This is a genomic window from Pseudacidovorax sp. RU35E (assembly GCF_900156165.1).
Taxonomy (GTDB): Bacteria; Pseudomonadota; Gammaproteobacteria; order Burkholderiales; family Burkholderiaceae_C; genus Xenophilus.
The window spans coordinates 236,145-261,779 of the sequence record NZ_FTMY01000009.1 but is presented as its reverse complement, the minus strand read 5'-3'; the positions used below and the strand labels follow the sequence as shown (position 1 = coordinate 261,779).

General features: G+C 70.9%; 23 protein-coding genes. 6 read left to right on the top strand and 17 right to left on the bottom strand.

Features of this window, described 5'->3' with window-relative positions:
* Positions 1–121: 121 nt before the first annotated feature.
* The 5 genes from BXA03_RS17885 to BXA03_RS17865 all read right to left on the bottom strand — a co-directional run bounded on the left by BXA03_RS17885 (position 122) and on the right by BXA03_RS17865 (position 5,507).
* The gene (locus BXA03_RS17885) at positions 122–769 is read right to left on the bottom strand and encodes a histidine phosphatase family protein (protein WP_076510449.1); all 648 of its coding nucleotides are present in this window, start codon (positions 767–769) and stop codon (positions 122–124) included.
* 53 nt (positions 770–822) lie between these two features.
* Positions 823–1,473 carry a CDP-alcohol phosphatidyltransferase family protein gene (locus tag BXA03_RS17880; protein WP_076510299.1) on the bottom strand — a complete coding sequence of 217 codons (651 nt, stop codon included), beginning with the start codon at positions 1,471–1,473 and terminating at the stop codon, positions 823–825.
* A gap of 42 nt (positions 1,474–1,515) precedes the next feature.
* The gene (locus BXA03_RS17875) at positions 1,516–2,322 is read right to left on the bottom strand and encodes a glutamine amidotransferase (RefSeq protein WP_076510297.1); all 807 of its coding nucleotides are present in this window, start codon (positions 2,320–2,322) and stop codon (positions 1,516–1,518) included.
* Between the two features lie 291 nt (positions 2,323–2,613).
* Positions 2,614–4,086 carry a GTPase/DUF3482 domain-containing protein gene (locus tag BXA03_RS17870; RefSeq protein ID WP_234983728.1) on the bottom strand — a complete coding sequence of 491 codons (1,473 nt, stop codon included), beginning with the start codon at positions 4,084–4,086 and terminating at the stop codon, positions 2,614–2,616.
* Positions 4,083–5,507, bottom strand: a complete 1,425-nt coding sequence (locus BXA03_RS17865) for a DUF2868 domain-containing protein (protein ID WP_083716157.1) — start codon at positions 5,505–5,507, stop codon at positions 4,083–4,085. Before BXA03_RS17865 ends, BXA03_RS17870 begins: the two co-directional genes overlap by 4 nt.
* 137 nt (positions 5,508–5,644) lie before the next feature.
* Between BXA03_RS17865 and BXA03_RS17860 the strand changes: the two genes are divergently transcribed.
* Entirely contained in the window at positions 5,645–6,340 is a 696-nt protein-coding gene (locus BXA03_RS17860; protein WP_076510293.1) for a response regulator transcription factor, read from the top strand.
* A 93-nt stretch (positions 6,341–6,433) separates the two neighbouring features.
* On the opposite strand, the gene argG is transcribed toward BXA03_RS17860, so the two are convergent.
* The 3 genes from argG to BXA03_RS17845 all read right to left on the bottom strand — a co-directional run bounded on the left by argG (position 6,434) and on the right by BXA03_RS17845 (position 11,061).
* On the bottom strand, positions 6,434–7,774 hold the full coding sequence (gene argG / locus BXA03_RS17855; protein WP_076510291.1) for an argininosuccinate synthase: 1,341 nt from the start codon (positions 7,772–7,774) through the stop codon (positions 6,434–6,436).
* 88 nt (positions 7,775–7,862) lie between these two features.
* Complete coding sequence (locus BXA03_RS17850; protein WP_076510289.1) at positions 7,863–9,755, bottom strand: ABC transporter ATP-binding protein; 1,893 nt, start codon at positions 9,753–9,755, stop codon at positions 7,863–7,865.
* A 412-nt stretch (positions 9,756–10,167) separates the two neighbouring features.
* The gene (locus tag BXA03_RS17845) at positions 10,168–11,061 is read right to left on the bottom strand and encodes a LysR family transcriptional regulator (RefSeq protein ID WP_076510287.1); all 894 of its coding nucleotides are present in this window, start codon (positions 11,059–11,061) and stop codon (positions 10,168–10,170) included.
* 104 nt (positions 11,062–11,165) lie between these two features.
* Between BXA03_RS17845 and BXA03_RS17840 the strand changes: the two genes are divergently transcribed.
* The 4 genes from BXA03_RS17840 (at position 11,166) to BXA03_RS17825 (ending at position 16,086) form a co-directional block, all read left to right on the top strand.
* Entirely contained in the window at positions 11,166–11,999 is an 834-nt protein-coding gene (locus BXA03_RS17840) for a DODA-type extradiol aromatic ring-opening family dioxygenase (protein ID WP_076510285.1), read from the top strand.
* 165 nt (positions 12,000–12,164) lie between these two features.
* Positions 12,165–13,007 (top strand): NAD-dependent protein deacetylase, encoded by an 843-nt coding sequence (locus tag BXA03_RS17835; protein ID WP_076510283.1) that lies wholly within the window; start codon positions 12,165–12,167, stop codon positions 13,005–13,007.
* 188 nt (positions 13,008–13,195) lie between these two features.
* Positions 13,196–15,181 (top strand): sigma-54-dependent Fis family transcriptional regulator, encoded by a 1,986-nt coding sequence (locus BXA03_RS17830; protein WP_076510281.1) that lies wholly within the window; start codon positions 13,196–13,198, stop codon positions 15,179–15,181.
* 179 nt (positions 15,182–15,360) lie between these two features.
* Positions 15,361–16,086: a DUF2076 family protein gene (locus BXA03_RS17825; protein WP_076510278.1), complete on the top strand. Its 726-nt coding sequence runs from the start codon at positions 15,361–15,363 to the stop codon at positions 16,084–16,086.
* 88 nt (positions 16,087–16,174) lie between these two features.
* On the opposite strand, the gene BXA03_RS17820 is transcribed toward BXA03_RS17825, so the two are convergent.
* Genes BXA03_RS17820 through BXA03_RS17805 form a run of 4 tightly spaced genes read right to left on the bottom strand, consistent with a single transcriptional unit; the run spans position 16,175 to position 19,294 of the window.
* The gene (locus tag BXA03_RS17820; RefSeq protein ID WP_076510276.1) at positions 16,175–17,092 is read right to left on the bottom strand and encodes a thiamine phosphate synthase; all 918 of its coding nucleotides are present in this window, start codon (positions 17,090–17,092) and stop codon (positions 16,175–16,177) included.
* A gap of 59 nt (positions 17,093–17,151) precedes the next feature.
* Entirely contained in the window at positions 17,152–17,973 is an 822-nt protein-coding gene (locus BXA03_RS17815; RefSeq protein WP_076510274.1) for a thiazole synthase, read from the bottom strand.
* A gap of 23 nt (positions 17,974–17,996) precedes the next feature.
* The gene (gene thiS, locus BXA03_RS17810) at positions 17,997–18,197 is read right to left on the bottom strand and encodes a sulfur carrier protein ThiS (protein WP_369822444.1); all 201 of its coding nucleotides are present in this window, start codon (positions 18,195–18,197) and stop codon (positions 17,997–17,999) included.
* Positions 18,194–19,294, bottom strand: coding sequence for an FAD-dependent oxidoreductase (locus BXA03_RS17805; RefSeq protein ID WP_076510270.1), 1,101 nt, complete (start codon positions 19,292–19,294; stop codon positions 18,194–18,196). The genes thiS and BXA03_RS17805 overlap by 4 nt, the downstream gene beginning before the upstream one ends.
* Before the next feature lie 41 nt (positions 19,295–19,335).
* On the opposite strand from BXA03_RS17805, the gene thiD reads away from it, so the two are divergent.
* The gene (gene thiD, locus BXA03_RS17800) at positions 19,336–20,172 is read left to right on the top strand and encodes a bifunctional hydroxymethylpyrimidine kinase/phosphomethylpyrimidine kinase (protein WP_076510268.1); all 837 of its coding nucleotides are present in this window, start codon (positions 19,336–19,338) and stop codon (positions 20,170–20,172) included.
* On the opposite strand, the gene BXA03_RS17795 is transcribed toward thiD, so the two are convergent.
* The 5 genes from BXA03_RS17795 to cysD all read right to left on the bottom strand — a co-directional run bounded on the left by BXA03_RS17795 (position 20,126) and on the right by cysD (position 25,625).
* Positions 20,126–21,457, bottom strand: a complete 1,332-nt coding sequence (locus tag BXA03_RS17795) for a purine-cytosine permease family protein (protein ID WP_076510266.1) — start codon at positions 21,455–21,457, stop codon at positions 20,126–20,128. The genes thiD and BXA03_RS17795 overlap by 47 nt on opposite strands.
* Positions 21,458–21,752: 295 nt before the next feature.
* Complete coding sequence (locus tag BXA03_RS17790; RefSeq protein ID WP_076510264.1) at positions 21,753–22,802, bottom strand: NAD(P)/FAD-dependent oxidoreductase; 1,050 nt, start codon at positions 22,800–22,802, stop codon at positions 21,753–21,755.
* A 17-nt stretch (positions 22,803–22,819) separates the two neighbouring features.
* Positions 22,820–23,149 carry a ferredoxin FdxA gene (gene fdxA, locus BXA03_RS17785; protein ID WP_058640734.1) on the bottom strand — a complete coding sequence of 110 codons (330 nt, stop codon included), beginning with the start codon at positions 23,147–23,149 and terminating at the stop codon, positions 22,820–22,822.
* Positions 23,150–23,306: 157 nt separating this feature from the next.
* Positions 23,307–24,626 carry a sulfate adenylyltransferase subunit 1 gene (locus BXA03_RS17780; RefSeq protein ID WP_076510262.1) on the bottom strand — a complete coding sequence of 440 codons (1,320 nt, stop codon included), beginning with the start codon at positions 24,624–24,626 and terminating at the stop codon, positions 23,307–23,309.
* Between the two features lie 36 nt (positions 24,627–24,662).
* Positions 24,663–25,625, bottom strand: coding sequence for a sulfate adenylyltransferase subunit CysD (gene cysD, locus BXA03_RS17775; RefSeq protein ID WP_076510260.1), 963 nt, complete (start codon positions 25,623–25,625; stop codon positions 24,663–24,665).
* Between the last annotated feature and the right edge of the window lie 10 nt (positions 25,626–25,635).

Sequence of the window (25,635 nt, the reverse complement as noted above, 5' to 3'; positions counted from 1 at the left end):
GGTCGCGGCTGCAAAGAATGTCAACCAACCGTAAATGTAGGGCCATGACGCGCGGTGCCCACTGAGGCGGGTGCCGGCACCTCGCGCTGCCTCTGCCTCGGACGCTGCGCTGCGCCCGCCCTCAGGCGATGGCTGCCATGGTTCCGTCGGCAGCGCGCAACGCCCGCACGGCCCATGTGCCGTCCGGGCGGCGATCGAAACGCAGCGGTTGTGCATTGCCCAGCACGGCGGCATCCACCGGTACGTTCAGCAGAGCAGCCAGCACGTACAGCGTGCCGCCGTGCGCCACGATCAACACCGGCGCGGGCTCCTTCAGCGCTGCATCGAGGGCCGACCGCTTGCGCTCGACGAACTGCGCCAGCGTCTCGCCGCCCTCCGGCGCACAGGCCCAGTCGAGGTCCAGCGACGAGGTGCCGACCAGGCATCCGAAGTGGCGCTCACGGAGCACCTCGCGCGCGACCGGCGTGAGCTTGAGTGGTGCCGCCACGGTGTGGGCGGTGTCGAAGGCCCGCTTCGCGTCGCTGCACACGATGGTACGTATGGGCTCTTGGGCAAGCACGGTCGCCGCCAGGGCCGCCTGCTCCAGGCCCAGGTCGGACAGGGGCTCGTCGTACGACTGGAAGATGCGCAGCGCATTGCGCGGCGTCTGCCCGTGGCGCAGAAAGTAGAAGTGATCGACAGCCGGGTCGAGCGGTTGCGCGCCGGCCAGCTGGATCAGCTGGTCGAGGCCTTTCGCATGGGCCGTCAGTTGCGGTGCTGGGTGAGTCATGGGAGAAGCGGTGAGGCTACGGTGGCCGCCGCCGATGCGCGGCGCCATCACTTTCAGAACTTGGGAATACGCAGCGTCTTGCTGATCATCAGGGTGCCAGAGACGGCATACAGCAGGGTAAAGCCGTGCAGCATCCACGGCCCGATCTGCCAGCCGCCGCCCCACATCGCATCGCCCAGCCGGCCCTGCGCCGCCGCCCAGGCCAGCAGGCCGACCAGCACCACGCTGGTGGGAATGGGCGTGCCCTCGAAATAGCGGACCTTGTCGCCCCCCTCGGACAGCGACTCCGCCGTCACGTTGTATCGAGCCAACCGGCTCACGCCGCAGCACACGAAGTACAGCAGCACGATCGCGTCCCAGCCGCCGCGCAGGCCCGCCGCAAAGCCCAGCGCGGCCGGGGCCACGCCGAAGGAGATCACGTCGGCCAGCGAGTCCAGCTCGCGGCCCAGTGCGGAATGGGTCTGCCGCCAGCGGGCGATGCGGCCGTCGAAGATGTCGAGCACGAAGGCAGCCGGCGCGAGCACCGCTGCGGCATAGAAATGCCGTACGTCGCCGCTCGCCACGTAGGCCATGGCCAGCAACACCAGCCCGACGCCGCATGCCGCATTGCCAAGGGTGAAGAAGTCGGCCAGATGGAAGCCGCGGATCATCGAGAAGTGGCGGGAACGCCCGGGTGCGGCGATCGGGGAAGAGGGCGTGGACATGGTGCGTTCGCTCCTGGAACAAGGCGGGATGACGTCCGGACCTTAACGGCCACCCGGCGTCATCCATGTAGTCTGCTGGCCGTTTCGGTGCGCGGTGAGCTGCCCAAAACGTTGCAACAGGCTCGCTGCTTCGGGCGTGGACCGCACCCGATCCTCGATGGCGGCAGCATCGTCGAGTTGGGCCGCGTGCGCCTGGACGTAGCCGCGCATCGCGTTCGCGTCGAACTCCGGATGGAACTGCACGCCCCAGGCACAGCGGCCCACGCGGAAGGCGTGGTGAGGTTCATGTGCATTCGTGGCCAGAGGCACGGCGCCAGGCGGCAATCGCAGGGCGCTCTGCCGGTGGATGACATTGACGGCAAAGCGCTGGGGCAGTCCGGCGAAGAGTGGATCGTCGCGTGCAGCCGGCGCGAGTTCGAGCGGGACGGTACCGATTTCAAGGCCGCCCGGGTGGAAGTCCACCTCGCCACCCAAGGCGTGGGCGAGCAACTGATGGCCATAGCAGATGCCCAGCACGGGCACGCCGGACTCGACGCAGCGGGCCAGCCATGCAGCCGTGCGCTCGCTCCATTCGGCACGGTGCGACACCATTTCGTGGGACCCGGTGATGACGATGCCGCGAAGCTCGGAGGGTTCGGGCAAGGGCGCGCCGGTGCGCCGGTCGACGACAAGGACCGGTAAGGCGTGTGGACCCAGGCCACGGGCAATCCAGTCGTCGAAGTCGCCTTGCTGGGCGCGAAGCGCCTCGAAAGTGCTGCCCGTCTTGACGATCAGCAGTGGCTTCGCCGCAGGCGCAGCAGGAGAGGGGGGAAGGGGGTAAGAGGAATCAGCGGCACCGGCGGAGGTCATCCGCCGATCATGCCGCAGTGTCGGCGCACCGGGTCGTTCAATGAAGGCGTCGCAGGCGACGCCCGCATTGAATGGGTCAGCGCAGGCCGAAGAAGGAGAGGACTGCGGCGATGACGACGACCAGACCGACGATGTAGATGATGGTGTTCACGGAGGGGCTCCTCGAATTGCGATGGCTGCAGTGTCGGCCGGCATGGCAGCCGCGCGCCGTCGGACGGGCCAGGGCCTGGCTGTAGGAAGCCCGTCCTCGTTGTGAGGGAATTCGGAGCGGCGCCCGGGTCCCAGGGCGGCTCAGCGGCCGGCGAAGCCCGCACCGAGTGCGCGCTCCAGATGTGCCGCCACACGATCCACCACGGCGTCGCGTGCCGCGGGCCATGCACCTCGGCGTGCCCCAGAGGGCCGCCATTCCGGATGTGCCCGCGCTGCGTGGGTAGCCCGCACCGCAGCGCGCAGCGCGTCTGCCTCGTCGCTGGTGCGCGCGGTCTGCGTCGGCTCAGCGGCCACCTTGCCGACGGCGCCATGCCCACGCCCTTCCAGCGCAGCAACCAATGCGATCTGCCGCTCGGCCAGGAGATAGAGCACCGCTTCCTCCACGGTCAGATCCTGCTGACCGCGCAGCCGGCCCGCCAGGCGCCGTCCCAGGGGACCCAGGCCTTGCGCAAGGGCACCGCCCACGGTGCCGCCTATCAGCGCGCCCGCCCCCAGCGACAGCCCGCCCACGGCGAGGTCGGCCGCCGCGCCCAGCGCGGCACCGACGGCCGCGCCCTGGCCCAGGCGCAGCCCGGCCTGACGCAACATTTCGGGGTTGAACAGGTCCAGTTCTGCAAGGCCCTCCAGCGCGGGCAGTGGCGGCTCCGCGGCATCGTCCGGACGGAATCCGTACAGCCGCAGCAGCGCCGCGGTGCCGGCGCGGACGTCGTCCTCCAAGGTGGTGCGAAGCGCCCGGACTTCGCCCGCGCGGCGCTGCGGACCGATCAGCTGTGCCGTGGCCACGGTGCGGCGCAGTGCGGCGGCCGCCACCAGCGCGCCTGCCACCGCCTGGCAGGCCGCGGCCCTGCGGGCGGTGGCCTCGGCCTGGAGATGGGCCGCGACGCCGCGCAGCGTCTCGCGGCGTTCGGGCAGCAGGGTGCCCAGGTCCTGATAGAGGTCCCGCTCGGCGCCGGTAAAGGGGGCGGCCGCGTCAAAGCGGACCACCGCGTGCAGGCCGGCATCGGACAGCATGGCGCGCCATTGCGGCTCGCGGCTGGCGCCGTGGGCAATGAAGTTGAGCACGGGCAGCACCGGTCGCGCGCAGGCGCCCAGCAACTCCACCTCGTCGCGGTATTTGGGCAGCACCGGCTCGCGTGTGTCGATCACCAGGAAAGCCGCGTCGGCGTCGAGCAGCAGGCGCAGCACCTTGGCCTCCTGCTCGAAGGCGGCCTGGGCCTCCGGCCCCTGCAGGAAGGCACGCACGCGCGCCGGCCGGCTGTCGCCCGGCAGACGGGCAACATGCGCCCACAACGTGACGGCATCCTCAAGCCCCGGCGTGTCGTAGAAGCGCACGGCCGGTTCGCCGTCGATGCGCAGGTCGATCTGTTCCACGTGGCGGGTGGTGCCTGGCCGGTCGGAGACTTCGCCGAAGTCCACGCGGCGCGTGAGCGTGCGCAGCAGCGAGGTCTTGCCGGCGTTGGTGTGGCCCACCACCGCGATGCGCAGTGGCGCCGCATCGCTGCCAGCCGCTGGTGCAGTCGGCTCGGTCCTGCGCCCGGGAGTGACTGCGGTCACGGGGTCGTCTCCTGCACCTCGGCCGACGGCGTCGCAAAGCCTGCCTGCCACTGCCCATGGAAGGACACGGTCGCTGCCAGCCCGGCGTCCTGCAGCCATCGGGGCCAGCGGGCACGTTCGGCATCGCTGGCCTGGTCGGCGTCGACCAGCCCCAGGTGCAGGGCGCCCGCAAGCGGCAGCAACTCGCGCAGCAGGCGCTCGGTGCCCCGGTCGGGGCTGGCGGCGGCCTGGCAGGCCACCACCAGCCGCCCCGGTCGCCACGCCGCCACCTGCCGCACGGCCGCATCACGGCCTGCAGCGCTGCCATCGCAGGCCCAGGTGCGGATGCCGGCCGGTACATCGACCGGTGGCCAGGGCCGCTCGGGCGGCAACTCGAAGGCCAGCAGCACCGGCGCGCCATGCGCATCGCTGGCGGGCTGCGGCAGGCTGCCAGCTTGGCCCTGCGCATGCTCGGCGTCGACCACCCGAGCGGGCGCCAGCGCGTCCAGCCGTGCCTGCAACTGCCGGTAATACGGCAGGGCGAAATCGGGCTGCAGCCGGTGCCGGCGGAGGGCCCAGACGGCGACGCACGCCGTTGCGCACAGCAGCCGCGGGAGCAGACCATAGACCAGCACGCAGCCCACCAGCCACCACGCCAGCACCGCCTGGCCGGCGGGACCAGGCGTCGAGGCCGGATCGCCCGCGGCACGGACCAATGCCGCATCGGGAACCGGGAAGCCGAGCCGGCCGGGCAACCAGGCGAGCGCGTCGATGGCCCGTGCAAACTGGGCGGGGTCGAGCAGCGTGGTTTCCCACCCCAGCGTGTAGCGCCTCAGCGCCAAGGCGGCCAGCAGGGCCGCGACGGCAACGCAGAAGCTCAGTGTCCAGAGCAGATGGCTGGCCAGCCCCAGCAGCCAGGGCAGCAGACGCGCGCGCTCCAGCAACTGCGCGCCGGCCTGCAGCAGCGCCGCGCCCTCGCGTCCGCGCCCGAGGGCCGTGCGCGCCGTGAGCGTCAGCCACAGCCGGCCGGCCAGTGCACCGGCCCGGCCGTGCCCTGGCAACAGCAGCGCCCCCACCCATACCAGCAGCGACAGGCCATGCAGGCCGAGCAGCCCGGCCAGCGATGCGATGACGTTGATCCGGCGCTCCTGCGCATCCACCACCGCCCCCGCCAGCCCCAGTCCAGCCAGCACCATCAGCGCGGCCAGGCCGATCAGCACCAGCGGGGCCAGGTCGCGGGCGCGCGCCACGCGCGCCGGCAGGCCCAGGCGCTCGGCCAGCAGACGGGCACGTCTCACCGAAGGCCACGGGGCCGGCTCCGGTGTCTGCGCCAGTTGCCGCAGCACGGACTGGTCTTCGAGCGGACCGTCGGATTCGATGCGCCGGATCGCTTCGGTCACCAGTGCGTCGTCGAAGGAAAGAGATGAAGGTTGCGTGCTCAAGAGTGGGAGCGCCGGGTCAGGGGCCGGCAGCGCAGCAGAGGCGGAACATCGGCCGCATTGTCCCCGGCGGCCAGCGTCTGACGGTCGGCTGACCGCTCATTTGCCTGGGTCCCGGTCCACTGATAGCCTCCCTCGCCATGCAAATCCTGCTGGTCGAAGACGATGCCGTGCTCAGTGGCGTGATGTGCCGCAGCCTGGGCGACGCGGGCCATGCGGTGGCGCTGGCCGCCACGGTGGAAGAGGCCGACGCGCAATGGTCCGGCGGCCGCTTCGACGCCGTGCTGCTCGACCTCAACCTGCCCGAGAACACCCGCCCCGACAGCGGCCTGGGCAGTGGTCTGCTGGCCTTGCGCCGCGCCCGGGCCCGCGGGGACCGCACGCCCGTCATGGTGCTCACGGCGCGCAACCGCACCGACGAGCGCGTGATCGGCCTGGACTCCGGCGCCGACGACTACCTGGGCAAGCCCTTCGATCCGGGCGAACTCGAAGCGCGTCTGCGCGCCCTGGTGCGCCGTGCCGAAGGGGCGAAGGACGTGGTGGCCGTCGGCCGCCTGCAGCTGGACCGCCGCGCCCGGCGCTTTCGCATCGACGGCGAGCCGCTCGATCTGCCTGCGCGTGAGTTCGGCCTGCTCTGGGCCCTGATGAGCCCGCCCGGCCAAGTGCTGGCCAAGCGCGAACTGGCCCGCAAGCTCGCCGAGGAAACGGACGGCCCGCTCAGCGACAACGCGCTGGAGGCCTTCGTCTCGCGCCTTCGCAAGCGGCTGGTGGACAGCGGTGTCGGCGTGCGCACCCTGCGCGGAATCGGCTACCGGCTGGAAGCCGACGCCGCCTGAGCGGCACCGACGCCTGTGGCGCACCCATGAAAAAAAGCGGCCCCACGAGGCCGCTTTTGTCTTGCTGAGGCCCACAGAAGCCCCATCCGCCGATCAGCGCTTGCTGTCGTCCCTGATCTGCGGCAGCTCGGTGCCCTCGGGCTTGGCCAGCAGGCCGGCCTGAACGTAGGTGGCCAGCTTGGCGCGGGTGTCGACGATGTCGAGGTTGCGCATGGTCAGCTGGCCGATGCGGTCGGCGGGAGAGAAGGGCGCGTCTTCCACCTTCTCCATCGACAGGCGCTCGGGCGCGTAGGTCAGGTTGGGCGACTCGGTGTTCAGGAGCGAGTAGTCGTTGCCGCGGCGCAGTTCCAGCGTCACCTCGCCGGTGATGGCGCGGGCCACCCAGCGCTGGGCGGTCTCGCGCAGCATGATGGCCTGCGGGTCGAACCAGCGGCCCTGGTAGAGCAGGCGGCCCAGCTTGAGGCCGTTGACGCGGTACTGCTCGATGGTGTCCTCGTTGTGGATGCCCGTCACCAGCCGCTCGTAGGCGATGTGCAGCAGCGCCATGCCGGGAGCCTCGTAGATGCCGCGGCTCTTGGCTTCGATGATGCGGTTCTCGATCTGGTCGCTCATGCCCAGGCCGTGGCGGCCGCCGATGCGGTTGGCCTCTTCCATCAGGGCGACCAGGTCGTCGTAGGTCTTGCCGTTGAGGGCGACCGGGCGGCCTTCCTCGAAGCGCACGCGCACCTCTTCGGCCTTGACCTCGACCTCGGGCTTCCAGAAGGCCACGCCCATGATCGGGTTGACGATGCGGATGCCGCTGGACAGCAGCTCCAGGTCTTTGGCCTCGTGCGTGGCGCCCAGCATGTTGGAGTCGGTGCTGTAGGCCTTCTCGACCGACATCTTGTAGTCGAAGCCGTTGGCGATGAGGAACTCGCTCATTTCCTTGCGGCCGCCCAGCTCGTCGATGAAGGTCTGGTCCAGCCAGGGCTTGTAGATCTTCAGGCCCGGGTTGGTCAGCAGGCCGTAGCGGTAGAAGCGCTCGATGTCGTTGCCCTTGAAGGTCGAGCCGTCGCCCCAGATGTTGACGTCGTCTTCCTTCATGGCGGCCACCAGCATGGTGCCGGTCACGGCGCGGCCCAACGGGGTGGTGTTGAAGTAGGTGACGCCGCCGGTGGAGATGTGGAAGGCGTTGGCCTGCAGGGCGGCGATGCCCTCGGCCACCAGCTGCTGGCGGCAGTCCACCAGGCGGGCTTTCTCGGCGCCGTAGGCCAGGGCCTTGCGCGGGATCTCGTCGTAGTCGGGCTCGTCGGGCTGGCCCAGGTTGGCGGTGTACGCATAGGGCTGGGCGCCCTTCTTCTTCATCCACAGCAGGGCGGCGCTGGTGTCCAGGCCGCCGGAGAAGGCGATGCCGACCTTCTGGCCGGTGGGGAGGGATTGCAGGATGGTGCTCATGTGCGTCGGAAGGAAGCGTCGTCGTATCGGTTGCGGCGCAGGCCGCGAACCCACGATTGGACCATAGGGCGATCCCCGCGACAGCACTTCAATGGGCCGCGGCCTCGGGTTCGTCCACGTCCTCGCCCAGGAAACCGCCGCTCTGGTGCGCCCACAGTCGGGCATACAGCCCGCCGCGGGCGAGCAGCTCGCGGTGCGAGCCTTCCTCCACCACGCGGCCGGCATCGAGGACGATCAGCCGGTCCATGGCCGCGATGGTCGACAGCCGGTGGGCGATGGCGATCACCGTCTTGCCTTCCATCAGCCGGTTCAGGCTCTGCTGGATGGCGGCCTCCACCTCGGAATCGAGGGCGCTGGTGGCTTCGTCCAGCAGCAGGATCGGCGCGTTCTTGAGCATCACCCGCGCGATGGCGATGCGCTGGCGCTGGCCGCCGCTGAGCTTGACGCCGCGCTCGCCCACGTGCGCCGCCAGTCCGTGGCGGCCCTGGGGGTCGGTGAGCGTGTCGACGAAGTTGGAGGCCTCGGCCCGCTCGGCGGCGGCGCGCACCTCGGCCTCGGTCGCATCGGGCCGGCCGTAGGCGATGTTGTCGAACAGCGAGCGGTGCAACAGACTGGTGTCCTGCGTGACCATGCCGATGTGGGCGCGAAGCGAATCCTGCGTGACGTGGGCGATGTCCTGCCCGTCGATCAACACTCGGCCGCCTTCCAGGTCATGAAAGCGCAGCAGCAGGTTCACCAGCGTGGACTTGCCCGCGCCGGAGCGGCCGACCAGGCCGATCTTCTCGCCCGGCCGCACGGTGAGGTTCAGGCCGTCGATCACCGTGCGGCCCTGCACGGCGGGGGCCGTCACACCGGGCAGCAGGGGCGGGCGGTAGCTGAACTTCACGTTCTCGAAGCGCACCTCGCCGCGCTCGACCACCAGGGGCTTCGCTTCGGCCGCGTCCACCACGGTGCGTTGGCGACTCAGGGTGTTGATGCCGTCCTGCACGGTGCCGACGGCCTCGAACAGGCTGGTGGTCTCCCACATGATCCAGTGCGACATGCCCTGCAGACGCAGGGCCATGGCGGTGGCGGCGGCCACCGCACCCACGCCCACCGCGCCACGGCTCCACATCCACAGGCCCACGCCGGCCATGCCCCCGACCAGCAGCATCGACAGGGCATGGTTGACGATCTCGAAGGCGCTCACCAGCCGCATCTGCGTGTAGCCGGTCTTGACGAAGTCCTGCATGGCGGCGCGGGCGAACTGGGCCTCACGTCGGGTGTGGGAGAAGAGCTTGACGGTGGCGATGTTGGTGTAGGCGTCGGTGATGCGACCGACCATGGCCGAGCGCGCATCCGCCTGCGCCTTGCCGATGCGGCCCAACCGCGGCACGAAGTACGCCATGGCCAGCAGGTACAGCACCAGCCAGACGACGAAGGGCCAGATCAGTCCACCCGCGAACACCCCGGCCAGCACCACGATGGTGGCCACGTAGGTGGCCATGGTCACCAGCACATCGGCCATCACGAACAGCGTGTCGCGCACCGCCAGCGCGGTCTGCATCACCTTGGTGGTGATGCGGCCGGCGAACTCGTCCTGGTAGAAGGACATGCTCTGGCCCAGCATCAACCGGTGGAAGTTCCAGCGCAGCCGCATCGGCAGGTTGATGGCCAGCACCTGGTGCTTGACGATGGTCTGCAGCGCCACCACCAGCACGCTGGCCGCCAGGGCGACGGCCAGCCAGGTGAGGGCGCCGCCGCGCTCGGCCCACAGTTGCGCGGGCGAGATGCCAGACAGCCAGTCCACCAGCCGGCCGAGCATGCCGAAGAGCAGCGCCTCGAACGCCGACATGATGGCTGTGAGGAAGGCCAGCGCGGCCACCTTGCCGCGTACGCCCTCCGTGGTGAACCAGAGGAAGGCGAAGAAGCCCTTGGGCGGGGGCGAGGGCTCGTTGGCCGGATAGGGCTGAAGCAGTTTCTCGAAGAAGCGGAAGGGCAAGCGGGGTGTCTCCTGGACGAGGCCCGGCACTGTACCGGCGGTGCGGCAACGGCACGACGAGCAGGGCTTTGCGGAAGAGAGCGGCGGTGCCGATGGTGCTGATCGGCAGCGGCCAAAAAGAAGGGGCGCCCCAGCAGGGCGCCCCTCGTGTGCCGGTGATCGTCCGCGGGGAATGGCGTCAGGATCGGCAGGCCTGCTGGCTTCGCGGCGGGCATCCCCTTCGCAATGCACGGAAGACTGCGCCTGTGTCGCCGATCCCGTTTTTCCCGCGGGGTGCTCGACCTGGCACGACTGCAAGTTGCGCCTCGCGCCAGCGTGGGCCTGTAGGACGGGTGCGCTTCAGCGTCGGCGTTGCCGGCGCTCGGCGTGTCGGCCGTGGCGGCGGCGCTGAAGGCGGACCGCCCGGCACGATTCAGGCAGCCGGCCCGAGCTCGGCGGCCAGGAAGTCGATGAAGCTGCGCAGCGCCGGCGCCATGTGCTGCCGACTCGCATACACGGCGAACAGCGTCGTGGCCGGTGTGCGCCATTCGGGCAGCAGTTCCACCAGCCGCCCCTCGGCGAGGTCGTCGTCGACCAGCCACGCCGGCAGGTAGGCGATCCCCAGGCCGGCATGCACCGCATGGCGGGTGAGGTGGGTGTCGTCCGAGCGCATCACGGGCGTGAGCCGAAGCATGGCCTGACGCCCGTCGGCGGCGCGCAGAACCCGGCCCTCGAGCTGGACATAGCTCGGCACGATGGCGCCCAAGCCCGCCAGGTCCTCGGGTGTTGCAGGCGTGCCGCGGGCGGCCAGGTAGGCGGGCGCGGCCACGATGTGGAAGTCGACCTTGCACAGTGGCCGCGCGATGAGCGCGGCAGCCGGCTCCTGCGTGGCGCGCAGCGCGAGGTCGAAGCCATCCGCCACCAGGTCCACCCGCCGGTTGGCCAGGTGCAGGTCGACCAGGACCTCGGGGCACTGGGCGTGGTAGTCGGCCAGCAGCCGGGCCATGCGCGGGGTGCCGAACCACACCGGCGCGCTCACCTTCAGGCGCCCGCGCGGCGTGGCGTCGGTATCGGCCACCAGCGCGGCCTCGGCGCTGTCGAGCAGGTCGAGGGCGCGGCTGCTCTGCTCGTACCAGCTGCGGCCGGCGTCGGTCAGGCTCAGGTGCCGGCTGGAGCGGTGCAGCAGCCGCGCGCCGAGGCTGCGTTCCAGCTGGGCGATGTGCCGGCTGGCCATGGGCGCCGAGAGGCCCATGGCCTCGGCCGCGCGGGCGAAGCTGCCCGACTCGACGACCTCCCGGAAGAGCCGCAGGCTGGTGAGGCGGTCCATGTCTTGATTGCGTGGAATGAAACTGAACCTTGATTGTGCGGCCATCGATTGCGGCCGGCGAAAGGTCTAAAGTCGATCCCAACACGATTCAGGAGCCTTTCGCCATGAGCACGATCAACAGCCCACGCCTGCCTACCTACTTCATCTCCCACGGGGGCGGTCCTTGGCCCTGGATGAAAGCGGAGATGGGGGACGCCTATGCCCGCCTGGAGGCTGCGCTCGCCGACATGCCGCGGCAGATCGGCCGCAAGCCGCGCGCCATCCTGATGATCTCCGCCCACTGGGAGCGCCCGCGTTTCACGGTTCAGGCCAATCCGCATCCGTCCATGGTGTACGACTACGGCGGCTTTCCGGCCCACACCTACCAGGTGCGCTACGACGCCCCCGGCGATCCGGCGCTGGCGCAGCGCGTGCAGGCGCTTGTCGAGGCGGCCGGCCTGCCGGTGGGCATCGACGCCGAACGCGGCTACGACCACGGCATGTTCTCGCCGATGAAGGCGATCTACCCGGATGCGGACGTGCCGGTGATCCAGCTTTCGCTGCGCCAGGGCCTGGACCCGGCCGAGCACCTGGCGCTGGGCCGCGCGCTGGCGCCGCTGCGCGACGAGGACGTGGTCATTGTCGGCAGCGGGCTGAGCTACCACAACCTGCGCGCCTTCGGCCCCCAGGCGCAGGCCCCGTCGCGCGCCTTCGACGACTGGCTGGGCCAGACGCTGGCGCAGGGCGACCCGGCCGCCCGCGCCCAGGGCCTGATCGGCTGGGAATCGGCGCCCGCCGCCCGCATCGCCCATCCGCGCGAGGAACACCTGATCCCGCTGATGGTGGCCGTCGGCGCCGCCGAGCAGGAGACGGCGCACCGCGTGTACTACGAGAACGGCTTCATGGGGGGCCTGACGGTCTCCAGCTACCGCTTCGGCGACGCGCCCGGCGCGCAGTGATCAAAAGCCCCTCTCCCCCTGTGGGAGAGGGGTTGGGGAGAGGGAGCTGCCCGCAAGGAGCGCTGCGCCTGACCGCCGCCGCCCCTCTCCCCAACCCTCTCCCACGAGGGGAGAGGGAGCAAAGGCTCGGCGCGACATCGGCGCCGCCGCTATGCTCCCGCGCCGATGACCACCGACACCGACCTCCTGGCCTTTGCCGAGCGCCATCCGCGCCTCTTCGTGCTGACCGGCGCAGGCGTGAGCACCGAGTCCGGCATTCCGGATTACCGGGACGCACAAGGCAACTGGAAGCGGCCGCCGCCGGTCACCTTCCAGGCCTTCCTGGGCGAGGAGAGCACCCGCAAGCGTTACTGGGCGCGCAGCATGATCGGCTGGCGCACCATGGGGCATGCGCAACCGGGGCCGGCGCACCATGCCCTGGCCGCGCTGGAGTCGCAGGGCCGCATCGCCATGCTGCTGACCCAGAACGTCGACGGCCTGCACCAGGCGGCGGGCAGCCGCAACGTCATCGACCTGCATGGCCGCATCGACACCGTGCGCTGCATGGCCTGCGAGCATCGCCTGCCGCGCGCCGACTTCCAGGCCGAGCTGCTGCGCCTCAACCCCGACTGGGCCGCGCTGGATGCCCGGGCCGCGCCCGACGGCGATGCAGACCTGGAGCTGCGCGACTTCTCGGGCTTCAACGTCCCGAACTGTCCCGTCTGCGGTGGTCTGCTCAAGCCCGACGTGGTCTTCTTCGGCGAGAGCGTGCCTCGGCCCCGCGTGGAGGCGGCGTACACGGCGCTGGAAGCGGCGGACGGCATGCTGGTCGTTGGCTCCTCGCTGATGGTGTATTCGGGTTTCCGCTTCGTGCAGCGCGCGGCGGAGCGCCGCCTGCCGGTGGCGGCGCTCAACCTGGGCCTGACCCGGGCGGACAGCCTGCTGTCGCTCAAGGTGGAGGCGCCGATCGGGCCGACGCTGGAGCGGCTGGCCGGATTGCTGGTGCCGCCGGACGCCCGGGTGGCCTGAGGGCGGCAGATCGAGCGGCGCACGCCGTCGGCCAGGGTGGCGCGTCATCCGCGCTCACGGGTGGCGCTGCGCGGTGGGCACCGGTAATACGCCGCCCTGCGCTCGCGCAAGGTTCGCAACAGCCAACGGTGCTAAAAGGCGCTCGAGCCGTGCGGCCACGCAGCCGCGCTGGCAGGAGACAACACGCCATGCACAACGCCCTGTATCGCCCCACGCCCGCGGCCGGCGCTGGACTGCCCCTGGCGGCGCCCGACGCCATCCTGGCGTCGCACGCCCGCAGCGCCGACTTCGGCCTGCGCAGCCACGAGCGTGCAGACCTGGCGCCGCTGGCCGCCACCGACCTGGCCGAGGCCATGGGCCGCAACGCGCTGCTGTTCGACCATGCCCGACCGGTGATGGAGACGCTCTACGCCCAGATCGCCGGCACCCAGAGCCTGATGCTGCTCACCGATGCGGACGGCGTGATCCTGCATGCGTTGGGCGATGACGATTTCCTGGGTCGGGCCGACCGCGTGGCGCTCAAGCCGGGCGCGGCCTGGTCCGAACGCTGTCGTGGCACCAATGCCATCGGCACGGCGCTGGCCCTGCAGCAGGCGGTGCAGGTCAACGGCAGCCAACATTACCTGCAGGCGAATCACTTCCTCACCTGCTCGTGCGCCCCCATCCTCGATCCGCGCGGCAATGTGCTGGGTGCGCTGGACGTCAGCGGCGACGAGCGCACCCGCAGCGCCCACACCCTGGCGCTGGTGCGCATGTCCTCGCAGATGGTCGAGAACCACCTGTTCGACCAGGTCTACGAAGACGCGCTGCGCCTGCGCTTCCATGCCCGGCCGGAATTCCTCGGCACGCTCATGGAGGGCCTGGCCGCCTTCACGCCCGACGGCCGCTTCCTGGCCGCCAACCGCAGCGCACAGTTCCAGCTGGGTCTGTCGACGGCGGCGCTGGAGGCCCACACCTTCGGCTCGCTCTTCGGCCTGCCCGTGTCCCAGGCCCTGGCGCAGGCCCGCCAGGGCCCGGCTGCGCTGATGCGCCTGCACCTGCCCGGCGGCGTGGCGGTGTCGGCGCGGGTGGAGTGGCAGCCCCGGACCGCCAGCCTGGCCATGCCGCCCGAAACGGCCCCGGCCACGCCGGTGGCCGAGCGGGCCCGCCATTCCGGCGGCCCGCGCTTCTCGGGCCTGCGCTACCTGGACACGGGCGACGCCCAGCTGGCGCAGGTGCTGGCCCGCGTGGGCAAGGTGCTGGGGCAGGACGTGCCGGTGCTCATCCTGGGCGAGACCGGCACCGGCAAGGAATGGCTGGCCCGCGCCATCCACCACGATTCACCGCGGCGCAACGGGCCCTTCGTCGCCGTCAACTGCGCCGCCATCCCCGAGACGCTGATCGAGTCCGAGCTCTTTGGCTACGAGGAAGGCGCCTTCACCGGCGCGCGGCGCAAGGGCAACCCGGGCCGGATCCTCCAGGCGAACGGCGGGACGCTCTTCCTCGATGAGATCGGCGACATGCCGCTGGCGATGCAGGCCCGGCTGCTGCGCGTGCTCCAGGAGCGCAGTGTGGCGCCGCTGGGCAGCGGCCGGCAGGTGCCGGTGGACGTGGCCGTGGTCTGCGCCACGCATCGCAACCTGCGCACCATGATGGCCGAGGGGCGCTTTCGCGACGACCTGTACTGGCGGCTCAATGGCCTGGTCGCCCGCCTGCCGCCGCTGCGCGAGCGCAGCGATATGGCCGTGGTGGTGCAGCGGCTTCTGCAGACCCAGCAGTCCGAGGCCGGCCTGGCCGACGCACCGCCGCTGGCGCCGCAGACCCTGGCGCTGCTGCGCCGCCATGCCTGGCCGGGCAACCTGCGCCAGCTGGCCAGCGTGCTGCGCACCGCGGCGCTGATGGCACGCGGCGAGGCGCAGATCCTGCCGGAGCATCTTCCGGAGGATTTCATGGACGACCTGCAGGCCGAAAGCGGCGACCACGTCCACATTGCCCCGGCAAGCCACACGGCCGGCGGCTCCTTCGCGGAGTGCACGTCGGCCCCCGCCGTTGCAGCCGCTGACACCCTCGATGCGCTCGAGCAGGCCGCACTGGCGAAGGCCATGGCCACGCACGGCGGCAACGTCTCCGCGGTGGCCCGGGCCCTCGGTCTGTCGCGCAACGCCGTCTACCGGCGCCTGCGGCGGCAGGGCTGAGCGACTGCCGGCCGGGCGGCAAACGGCTTCCTCAAGGACGCTCTTCACGACTCGCGCGCAGTCGTGAAGGGCATCCTTAGGCCGGACTTAAAGCCCATGGTCGGCCGGGAACGCCCCTTGGCGCGTTGGAGTCCCATCCACGCAAGGCCCATGCTGGGCCGAGGAAGGACGACCGAACCATGACACCCCAAGAACTGTCCATGCTCGAAGACCTGCTGCAGCGACTGGCCGCGGTGCACGGCGTGCAGAAGGACCCCCAGGCCGACGCGCTGATCCGCGAACGCCTGGCTGGCCAGCCCGATGCGCTGTACCTGCTGACCCAGCGCACGCTGCTGCTGGAACACGCGCTGCAGGACGCCCAGCGCCAGTTGGCGCAACGCGCCGCCGCGCCGGCCGACCCGGGCGGCGCCGCCTTCCTGCAGCGCGGTCTGGAGCCCGGCTTCGGGCGCGACACGGCCGATCCGGATGCCTACAACCCGGGCCGGTCTGCCTACCGCGGCGCGCCCTCGGGCTATGCCCCCGGTGCGCCGGCCGCCGCACCCGCTGCGGCACCCGGATGGCGCGAACGCCTCTTCGGCGCCGCGCCCGCGGCAGCGCCGGCCCCGAGCAGCGGCCCGAGCTTCCTGGGCCAGGCCGCCAGTGCCGCGGCCGGGGTGGCCGGCGGGATGTTCCTGTTCAATGGCATCGAGCACCTGATGGGCAACCGCGGCGGCGGGGGTGGGGGCGGCTTCCTGGGCCTGGGCGGCGGCGTCGGCACGCCCGAGGTGATCGAGAACGTCACCCAGAATTTCTACGAGGACCGCGGCAGCAGCGGCGGTGGCGACACGCGCCAGTTGGCCGACGACGCCGGCGGCGATTGGTCGGGCTTCGACGGGGGTTCCTTCGACGACGACCCGATCGTCTGAGGCCGGCACCACGCGGTGGCGGCAGCGCTTGCCGCCGTGCAGCAATGTCCAGGGCCGCAGCAGGGCGGCCGACAGGAGCGCTCCAGGCTCAGGCCTGGGGCGCTTCGTGCATCTTGGCCATCAGCATGCGGGCCGTGGCCTCGGGATCGTCGGCCCCGACGAAGGCCCGCACCACGGCGATGCTCCCCACGCCACTGGCCAGCGCCTGGGGCAGCCGTGCGGCGTCGATGCCGCCGATGGCGACCAGCGGATAGCCACGCATCAGACGCGCGTAGTCATGCAGGCGCGCCAGGCCCTGCGGCGCCGTCGCCATCTTCTTGAGCGTGGTCGGGAACACGGCGCCCAGCGCGAGGTAGCTGGGACTCACGGCATCGGCCCGCACCATCTCGGCATAGCCGTGGGTACTGACGCCCAGCCGCAGCCCTGAGGTGCGCAGTTCCTGGACCTCGTCCGCCGTCAGCGCGTCCAAGTCTTCCTGGCCCAGGTGCACGCCATAGGCGCCGGCCGCGATGGCCTGCCGCCAGTGGTCGTTGATGAAGAGCAGGGCGTCGGTGCCCTGCACGGCGGCGATGGCGGCGTCGATCTCGCGGGCGACGGCGGCGTCGTCGTCGGACTTGAAGCGCAGCTGCACCGTCGGGATGCCGGCCCGCGCCGCACGGCCGACCCATTCGGCGTCGGGCAGTACGGCATAAAGGCCGAGCGCCACAGGGCAGGGCGCGAAGGCATCGGCGCGCGCCTGCGGCGGAAATTCGCGCAGCCCGAAGTCGGCCGGCGCATCGGGCCAGGCGCTGGCGTCGAAGCGGCCCAGGCGCCGGGTCATCGCCTGCCAGGCACGGCCCAGGCATTCGGCATCCACCTCGATGAAGCCCAGCGCGGCGCAGGCGGCCTTGGCGCCCCGGTAGGCCGGGTCTTCGTCGTGGAAAGGGCCGACCGCTACCGGTGGGTGTCTGTCGAAGCGGTCACGGTGGGCGGCGAGGATGGCGGTCTGGATCTCTTGGGCGTTCATGGATGGCTCCGTGTTCTTATGGGCGGCGGCGCACGGCGGCAGGCACGGCCGCTGCAGGCTCAGCCACCGTTCTGGGCGTGGTGCCAGAAGGGCGTGCCCAGCACTGGCGTACTCGGTTGCGCCGCATCCTGCGCTCCCATTGCACCTGCCCGGAACGCAGCGCGCCCCGCGGCCACCGCGTCGGCGAAGGCGCCGGCCATGGCCACCGGTTCCTGCGCCAGGGCGACGGCGGTATTCAGCAGCACGCCGTCGTAGCCCCACTCCAGCACTTGGCAGGCATGCGAGGGCAGGCCCAGGCCGGCATCGACCAGCATGGGCACCGTCAGCCGCTCGCGCAGCACCTGCATGGCATAGGGGTTGACCGGCCCGCGGCCTGTGCCGATGGGCGCGGCCCAGGGCATCACGGCCTGGCAGCCGACATCGACCAGGCGCTGGCACAGCACCAGGTCCTCGGTGCAGTAAGGCAGCACCTGGAAGCCGTCCTTGATCAGCCGCTCGGCCGCGCCCACCAGTTGCAGCGTGTCGGGCTGCAGGGTGTAGTCGTCGCCGATCAGCTCCAGCTTGATCCAGGGCGTCTCGAACAGCTCGCGCGCCATGTGGGCGGTGGCGATGGCCTCCTGCACGCTGTGGCAGCCGGCGGTGTTGGGCAGCACCGGTACGTCGAGCCGGCGCAGCAGTTCCCAGAAGCCGTTGTCGGCCTTGGCGCCGCCGGGCGCCGCGCTCTGGCGGCGCAGCGAGGCGGTGAGCATGGCGGGCCGGGCGCGCTGCACGGCGGCCTCGAGCACGTCGGGCGAGGGATAGCGGGCGGTGCCCAGCAGCAGCCGGCTCTGGAAGCGCTGGCCGTAGAGCACCAGCGCGTCGGCGGATTCGGGGGTGGTCATGGCAGGGTCTCCTTGCGTGGGGTTCAGCCGCCGGTGACGGGGCGGATCACCTCGACCTCGTCGCCGGTCTGCAGGGCGCGCCCGGCATAGGCCGAGCGGGGCACGAAGTCGCGGTTGACGGCGGCCGCGAAGGGCGGGGCGGGGTCGAGCAGGGCGATGGCGTCGGCCAGCGTGGCGCCGGAAGGCAGCTCGCGCGGCTCGCCGTTGAGCAGGATGTTCATCATCGGGCGGGGAGGTGTTCGATGCCGATCTGCAATTGGTCGGCCAGCGGCGATTCGCGGTGCTGCAGGCTCTGCATGGCGGCGTCGAGCATGGCCGGCGCGATCATGAAGCCGTGGCGGTAGAGGCCGTTGATCTGCAGCACCCGTTCGCCCAGCCAGCGCAGCGCGGGCAGGTTGTCGGGCAGGGTAGGGCGGCACTGGGCGGCGATCTCGACGATGCGCGCCTCGGCAAAGCCGCTGTGCACGGTGTAGGCGGCCGACAGCAGCTCCAGCACCGAGCGCACGCTGGGCGGCGACATGTCGTCCGATTCGATCTCGGTCGCGCCGATGACGAACAGGTGGTCCTGCTTGGGCGCGATGTAGATGGGGTAGCGCGGATGCACCAGGCGTGTGGGCCGCTGCAGCGTGACCTCGGGCGCATGGATGCGGGCGACTTCGCCGCGCACGCCGCGCACGGCCGGCCACTGGGCATGCGCGCCCAGGCCGCGGCAGTCGATGACGCGCTCGCGCGGGCCGGGAGACAGGTCCTGCGGGCTGCGGGCGCTGTGCCAGTGCAGGCGCACCTGCGGGTGCGCCTCCAGCGCCTGCTGCAGCGCGGCCAGCAGCTGGCGGTTGTCGAGCTGGCCCTCGCCCGGCAGCAGCAGGCCCTGCATGAAGCGGCCGGCCAGGGCGGGTTCGGCATCGGCCAGGGCCGTTGCGTCCAGCGACTGCGGCGCCGCCAGCGAGGGCTGCTGCGCCTGGTTGTGGACCAGGGTGCGGCCCAGGCGGCCCGCGTCTGCGGCGTCCTGCCGGTGCCAGACGACCAGCGTGCCGGCCTGCTGGAAGAACACCGGTGCCGGCAGTCCGGCCAGCAACTGCGGCCAGCGGCCGAGGGCGTACTCGCCCATGCGCACCACCGACAGCGGCGCGACGGCCGACTCGGCCAGCGGCGCCAGCATGGCCGCCGCCACGCGTGCGGCGGCGCCCTGGGCGTCGGGGCCCTGCGCCTCGTGCAGTTCCACCGCGCAACCGGCGCGGGCGAGGCTGAGTGCCATCAGCCGGCCCATCAGGCCGCCGCCCAACACCCAGGCCTTGTCGAAGTCCATCGTGGTGTCCGTCATCGAACCGCCTCGTTCACTGCTGCACGCATAATTTCCGCCCCATGACCCTTCCCACCCAGCGCTACGCGCGCGTGCTCACCATCGCCGGCTCCGACAGCGGTGGCGGCGCCGGCATCCAGGCCGACCTCAAGACCTTCGCCGCGCTGGGCTGCTACGGCATGAGCGCCATCACGGCCCTCACCGCGCAGAACACCCGCGGCGTGAGCGGCATCCATGCCGTGCCGCCCGCCTTCCTCAAGGCCCAGCTGCAGGCCGTGATCGAGGACATCGGCGTCGATGCCGTCAAGCTGGGCATGCTGCACGCGCCCGAGGTGGTGGAGGTGGTGGCCTGGGCCATCGACCATTACCGTCTGCCCAACGTGGTGCTCGACCCGGTCATGGTCGCTACCAGCGGCGACCGGCTGATCGCCGCCGAGACGGTGGCGCGGCTGGTGGCCGAACTCTTCCCGCGTGCGGTGCTGATCACGCCCAACCTGGACGAGGCGGCGCTGCTGGTGGGCCATGCCATCGCCGATGCCGATGCGCTGGAAGGCGCCGCGGCGGAGCTGTTGGCGCAGGGGGCACGAGGCGTTCTGCTCAAGGGTGGCCACCTGCCGGGCGATGAGGTCGTGGACCTGCTGGCCCTGGCCGATGGCGAGCGCCACCGCTTTGCCGCGCCCCGCATTCAGAGCCGCAACCTGCACGGCACGGGCTGCACGCTGTCCTCGGCCATCGCCTGCGGGCTGGCGCTGGGCAAGCCGCTGCCCGAGGCGGTGGCCCATGCCCGTGACTACGTGCGCGGCGCCATGGAGGCAGCCGTGACCGTGAAGGTGGGCGAAGGCCACGGCCCGCTCAACCATGGCTTCGCACCGCAGGCGACGGTGCGCCTGCCGCTGTAGGCCGCGTCAGCCGGGCCAGCACGAAGGTCAGCAACAGCGCTGGCAGGGCCGAGCCCCACTGCGGCGCCCACGCCGCACAGCCGTGATAGACGGCAATGCCGCCGATCCAGAGCAGGGCGGCGCTCAGGTCCACCTTCCGACCAGCCGGCAGCGGCACACCCCCACCACCCAGCCGGCCCAGGATCACGCCATAGAGCGGCACGAACACCGAACTCAGCATCAGCAGGAAGGGCTCAAGCGCGTGCATGGGCAGCACCAGCGCCAGGGCCACGCAGACCAGCGCGATCAGCAGCCCCCAGCGGCGCACGCTCCAGCGCGGACGCAGGCTGTGCATGGAGACGGAACCCGAATAGACGTCACCGTAGGCGTTGTCCAGTTCGTCGATGAGGATCAGGCCCAACGCCACCAGGCCGCCTTGCGCGAGCAACAGCGCCATCACGAGCGTGGTGTCCGGCGCGGCCGTGCTGGCCACCATCACGCCCAGGGCATAGCACCAGAGGTTGGCCACGGCATAGCCGATCCAGGTGCCGGTGAAGGCGCTGCCTGGCTTGCCCGGCTTGGCGCGCAGGCCGTGGCGCGCATAGTCGGCCACCAGCGGCAGCCAGGAGACGGGCATGGCGATTACCAGGTCCATGGCGCTGAACAGGCCCATGCTGCCGTCGCCCTGGCGCTGCCAGAAGGCCTCGAAGCCCTGCGCCTGCAGCTTGCCGGCGAACTGCCAGGTCAGCCAGATCAGCGACAGCACCACCAGCGGCAGACCGAAGCGGCTGACGAAGCGGCGCACCAGCGACACCATCGAACCCGACAGCAGCGCCAGCAGCACGGCGCCCCACAGCAGCGTGGCGGCCAGCGCGCCACCCACGGAATCCAGCGACAGGCCGAAGGCCTGTTTGGCGATGGCCTGGGTGCCCTCGCGCATGATGACCAGCTCGAAGGTGGTCCAGCCGACCAGCTGCACGATGTTGAGCACCACCGGCAGTCGCGCGAACACGCTGCCGTAGGCCGAATGCATCAGGCCAGCGCTTGCTAGCCCTGTCTGGCAACCCAACCTCGCCGTCCAGGCCAGCAGGCCGGCGCCGATCAGCGAGCCGACAACGATGGCCACCACGGCATCGCGCGTGCCAACCGCCGGCACCAGGAAGGCGCCCACCTGCATCACCAGGAGGCCCACGCCCAGGCTGAACCACAGCGACAGGTGGTCGTGCCAGCCGAAGGCGCGGCGATCGTCGGGCAGCGGGGTCAGCGCCTCGTTGGCGGGTAGGGTGGATGCGTCGTTCAAGGCCATGCGTCGTTGCTCCAGAGCGGTCGGGCAAGAGAAGCACCGCCGACGGCACCGGCCCCTTCTGGCCCGGTGCGGGCCCGTGCGGGCCACCGGAGCTGCTTCCCTGCGCGAGGATTACCTCAGGCCTGAAGCGCCTGGGACGCTTCGCGGCTCCGGCGGGCCGTTGCACCGTGGACGATGCGTCGGGCCAGCCGAACAGGTTCAAAGGGTGTTTTCTCAGCCCGGCTTCCAGCGAAGCCCGGCACCCCTAGCGAGTCGCGGATTGTAAGAGTGGGAGGGCGGCGCGGCTTGCCGCCCGTCAAGGCTGCGGCGGCGCGCCCAGCAGTTCGCGAAGGCGGGTGCTGGTGGTGGTGTACTGCAGCGGCGGTACCTTGCCGTCGAACACCCGCTCGGCCACCGCCCAGGCGGCGAGCGTGGCCTCGTGGAAGGCACTCACGATCAGCTTGCGCTTGCCCGGGTAGGTGTTGATGTCGCCGACGGCATAGAGGCCGGCTTCGCGCGTCTGGAAGCGCTGCGTGTCGACGGGGATCTGCTTGCGCTCCAGTTCCAGCCCCCAGTCGGCGATGGGGCCGAGTCGGGGCGAGATGCCCTGGCAGACGATCAGCGCATCGAGCGGCAATGCGCGCGTTTCGCCATCGGGCGTGTCGATGGTGAGGGAGCGGCCATCGAAGGCGCTGGGCTGCCCAACCGCGATTTGGATGTCGCCCGTGTCGAGTCGCTGGCGCAGGGCGGCGAGCAGCGCGTCGTCGGCGCGGAAGACGTCGCGGCGGTGCAGCAGCGTCACGTCGCGCGCCACGCCGACCAGGCCCAGCGCGGCTTCCACCGCCGCTTCCTCGCCTCCATGGACCACGACCGATTGGCCGGCGAAGCGTGACAGGTCCGACGGGTGATAGAAAAGGCTGCGGCCCTCGTGGGCCTCGGCGCCCTCGACGCTCAGCCGCTTGGGCACGAAGGCCCCCACGCCCGCGGCGATGACGACCGCCTTCGCACGGAAGCGAGTGCCGGCCGAGGTCGTTGCCAGCCAAAGGGCTTCGGCGTCGCCCGGCTGCTCACGCTCCAGCGTCGCAACCTGTTCACCCAGGTGCATCGGCACCTGGAACGGCGCGATCTGCGCGAGTAAGGACTCGGCAAGCCCGGCCCCCGTGGTGACGGGGGTGCCGGGAATGTCGTAGATGGGTTTGTGGCCGTAGAGCTCGACGCACTGGCCGCCCGCATGGGGCAGGGCGTCGACGATGCGGCAGGGGATTTCGAGCAGGCCCAGCTGGAAGGCCTGGAACAGGCCGGCCGGGCCGGCGCCGATGATGAGGGCGCCGGTGTCCAGGTGCGGGGGCGGGGCCTGTCCGGTCACGCGCTCAGCGGCCGGTCTTACTTGACCAGTTCGGCCAGCTTGTTGGGCTTGTCTTTCCACTCGTCGGCATCTGGCAGCGCAGCCTTGCGCTTGGTGATGCTCTTCCAGCCGTCGGCGCGGGCCAGCTCGGCGTTCAGCTTGATGAAGGCGAGTTGCTCTGCAGGCAGGTCTTCCTCGGCATAGATCGCGTTGGCCGGGCATTCGGGAATGCACACGGCGCAGTCGATGCACTCGTCGGGGTCGATCACCAGCATGTTCGGCCCTTCGCGGAAGCAGTCCACGGGACACACGTCGACGCAATCGGTGTACTTACAGCGGATGCAGTTCTCGGAAACGACGTGGGTCATGGCTGGATGGCTGGTGAAGGAGTCGGGAAAAACCCGAGATTGTAAAGGGCGGCCCATGCCTCGGCGGGCATGGGCAACACTGGCAACGGCGCCAGAAAGGATTTGAAGGTGCTCGGCGTGCCCGGCGCAACGGCCGGGCGTGGCCGTTCACACCTTCTCAGCGCACCAGGACGGCGGCGCAGGTGCGGTGCGAGGCCGTGTCGACCAGCACCAGCGAGCCCAGCGCGCGCGAGGCGGTGAAGGGCTGCACGGCCAGCGGCTGCTGCAGGGCCAGCACGACCTGGCCGATGGCGTTGGCGTCCAGCTGCGTGGCGGCCTCGGCGTCGAGCGTGCCGATGTTGAGCCGGTCCACGATACGCTGCACCTTGGCCTTGACCCAGCGGTGGCCTTGCAGCGCCCAGTAGACGCGGCCGGGCACCAGCGGTTCGTCGTCCAGCCAGGCGACGGTGGCGGTGATCTCGCGGGTCGGCTCGAAGGCGCCGGGTTCCAGCAGCCAGTCGCCGCGCGAGACATCGACCTCGCGGTCCAGCACGATGCCGGCGCTGTGGCCAGCAGCAACGACATGTTCCCGCCGCACATGGTCGAGCACGCGGGCCACGGTGGCGGTCTGGCCGCTGGGCAGCACCGTCACGCGCTGGCCGGGGGCCACCTGTCCGCCGCCGACGCGGCCCCAGAAGATGCGGCGGCCCTGGCTGGTGTCGGCCGAAGACGAGAACTTCTCGACCCACTGCACCGGGAAGGTGAAGGGCTGCTGCGTCTCGGCGGCCGTCACGGGCAGCGCCTCCAGCAGTTCGAGCAGGCTCGGGCCTTCGTAGCCGGCCCAGCCGGCGGCGCCTTCGCGGTGCGGCTCGGTCACGTTCCAGCCCTTGAGGGCGGAGATCGGCACGATGGCTTCCACGCGCACGCCGGCGGCGGCCGCAAAGTCGTTCAGCGCGCCGGCGATGCGCTCGAAGGCCAGCGCGGCGTCGTCGATGGCGTCCAGCTTGTTGACGGCCACCACGATGGACTGCACGCGCAGCAGATGGGCCAGGAGCATGTGGCGGCGGGTCTGCGGCAGCAGCTCGCGCACCACCACCTCGCCATCGCCCACCTCGGCCGCCCAGGGCAGCTTGGTGGCATCGACCAGCACCACGGCGGCATCCGCGCTGGAGGCGGCCGTCACCATGTTGCGGGTGTACTGCTCATGCCCCGGCGCGTCGCCGATGATGAACTTGCGCCTGGCGGTGGAGAAATAGCGATACGCGACGTCGATGGTGATGCCCTGCTCGCGCTCGGCCGAGAGGCCGTCGGTCAGCAGCGCCAGGTCGGTCTCGCCGCCGCGCTGCACGCCGGCCAGCTGGTCGGCCAGCACGGCCCGGCTGTCCACTAGCAGGCGGCCGATGAGGGTGCTCTTCCCGTCGTCCACCGAGCCGCAGGTGATGAAGCGCAGGGCGGTGCCGGTGTCGGCGGAAGCGGAGATGTCGGTCGTGGTCGTCATGGCTGTCGAATCCTTGGTCGTTCCGGTGGGCGCGGCTCAGAAATACCCGTCTTTTTTCCGCTTCTCCATGGAAGCGTCGGAGGTCTTGTCGTCCATGCGCGTCGCGCCGCGCTCGCTGACCTCGGCCGACAGCGTCTCGATCACCACGTCGGCCGGGCCGGCGGCCAGGCTGGCCACCGGGCAGGTGCAGGTGATGTCGCCCACGGTGCGGAAGCGCACGTCGCGCAGTTCGACCGTCTCGCCGTCGCGGGCCGGCGTCAGCTCGGTGACGGGCACCAGCAGGCCGCGGCGCTCGACGATCTCGCGCTTGTGGGTGTAGTAGAGCGAGGGCAGTTCGATCTGCTCGCGCTCGATGTACTGCCAGACGTCCAGCTCGGTCCAGTTGCTGATCGGGAAGACACGGAAGTGTTCCCCGGGGGCGATGCGGGTGTTGAACAGCGTCCACAGCTCGGGGCGCTGGTCCTTGGGCTGCCACTGGCCGAAGGCGTCGCGGTGAGAAAAGATGCGCTCCTTGGCGCGGGCCTTCTCTTCGTCGCGGCGGGCGCCGCCGATGAGCGCGTCGAAACGGAATTCCTCGATCGCCTCCAGCAGCGTGACCGACTGGTGGACGTTGCGCGACTCGCCCGGATGGGCCAGACGCACAGTGCCGCGGGCCATCGAGTCCTCGACGCTGCGCACGATCAGCTCGGCGCCCAGTTCCTTCGCACGCTGGTCGCGGAAGTCGGTCACCTCGGGAAAGTTGTGGCCCGTGTCGATCATCAGCAGCGGATAGGGCAGGTGGCCGGCACCGAAGGCCTTCTCGGCGCACTTGAGCAGCACCAGCGAATCCTTGCCGCCGGAGAACAGCAGCGCCGGCCGCTCGAAGGCCGCGGCCACTTCCCGCAGGATGAAGATGGCCTCTTCCTCCAGGGCGTCGAGGTGGGCGTTGGACAGGCGCGCGGTGGCGGAGGCAGCCAGGGCGTCGGGCAGCAGCAGGTCGGCGTCGGTTCGGGCGTTCATGGTTCTGTGG

Bases quoted from the DNA above. Each gene is read 5' to 3' on its own strand.
- BXA03_RS17795 (WP_076510266.1), bottom strand. From the start codon at position 21,457: ATGGCCTTGAACGACGCATCCACCCTACCCGCCAACGAGGCGCTGACC.
- BXA03_RS17835 (WP_076510283.1), top strand. From the start codon at position 12,165: ATGACCACCGACACCGACCTCCTGGCCTTTGCCGAGCGCCATCCGCGC.
- fdxA (WP_058640734.1), bottom strand. From the start codon at position 23,149: ATGACCCACGTCGTTTCCGAGAACTGCATCCGCTGTAAGTACACCGAT.
- BXA03_RS17845 (WP_076510287.1), bottom strand. From the start codon at position 11,061: ATGGACCGCCTCACCAGCCTGCGGCTCTTCCGGGAGGTCGTCGAGTCG.
- cysD (WP_076510260.1), bottom strand. From the start codon at position 25,625: ATGAACGCCCGAACCGACGCCGACCTGCTGCTGCCCGACGCCCTGGCT.
- BXA03_RS17830 (WP_076510281.1), top strand. From the start codon at position 13,196: ATGCACAACGCCCTGTATCGCCCCACGCCCGCGGCCGGCGCTGGACTG.
- BXA03_RS17860 (WP_076510293.1), top strand. From the start codon at position 5,645: ATGCAAATCCTGCTGGTCGAAGACGATGCCGTGCTCAGTGGCGTGATG.
- thiD (WP_076510268.1), top strand. From the start codon at position 19,336: ATGACCCTTCCCACCCAGCGCTACGCGCGCGTGCTCACCATCGCCGGC.
- BXA03_RS17885 (WP_076510449.1), bottom strand. From the start codon at position 769: ATGACTCACCCAGCACCGCAACTGACGGCCCATGCGAAAGGCCTCGAC.
- BXA03_RS17840 (WP_076510285.1), top strand. From the start codon at position 11,166: ATGAGCACGATCAACAGCCCACGCCTGCCTACCTACTTCATCTCCCAC.
- BXA03_RS17815 (WP_076510274.1), bottom strand. From the start codon at position 17,973: ATGACCACCCCCGAATCCGCCGACGCGCTGGTGCTCTACGGCCAGCGC.
- BXA03_RS17780 (WP_076510262.1), bottom strand. From the start codon at position 24,626: ATGACGACCACGACCGACATCTCCGCTTCCGCCGACACCGGCACCGCC.
- BXA03_RS17880 (WP_076510299.1), bottom strand. From the start codon at position 1,473: ATGTCCACGCCCTCTTCCCCGATCGCCGCACCCGGGCGTTCCCGCCAC.
- BXA03_RS17875 (WP_076510297.1), bottom strand. From the start codon at position 2,322: ATGACCTCCGCCGGTGCCGCTGATTCCTCTTACCCCCTTCCCCCCTCT.
- argG (WP_076510291.1), bottom strand. From the start codon at position 7,774: ATGAGCACCATCCTGCAATCCCTCCCCACCGGCCAGAAGGTCGGCATC.
- BXA03_RS17820 (WP_076510276.1), bottom strand. From the start codon at position 17,092: ATGAACGCCCAAGAGATCCAGACCGCCATCCTCGCCGCCCACCGTGAC.
- BXA03_RS17825 (WP_076510278.1), top strand. From the start codon at position 15,361: ATGACACCCCAAGAACTGTCCATGCTCGAAGACCTGCTGCAGCGACTG.
- thiS (WP_369822444.1), bottom strand. From the start codon at position 18,197: ATGATGAACATCCTGCTCAACGGCGAGCCGCGCGAGCTGCCTTCCGGC.
- BXA03_RS17805 (WP_076510270.1), bottom strand. From the start codon at position 19,294: ATGACGGACACCACGATGGACTTCGACAAGGCCTGGGTGTTGGGCGGC.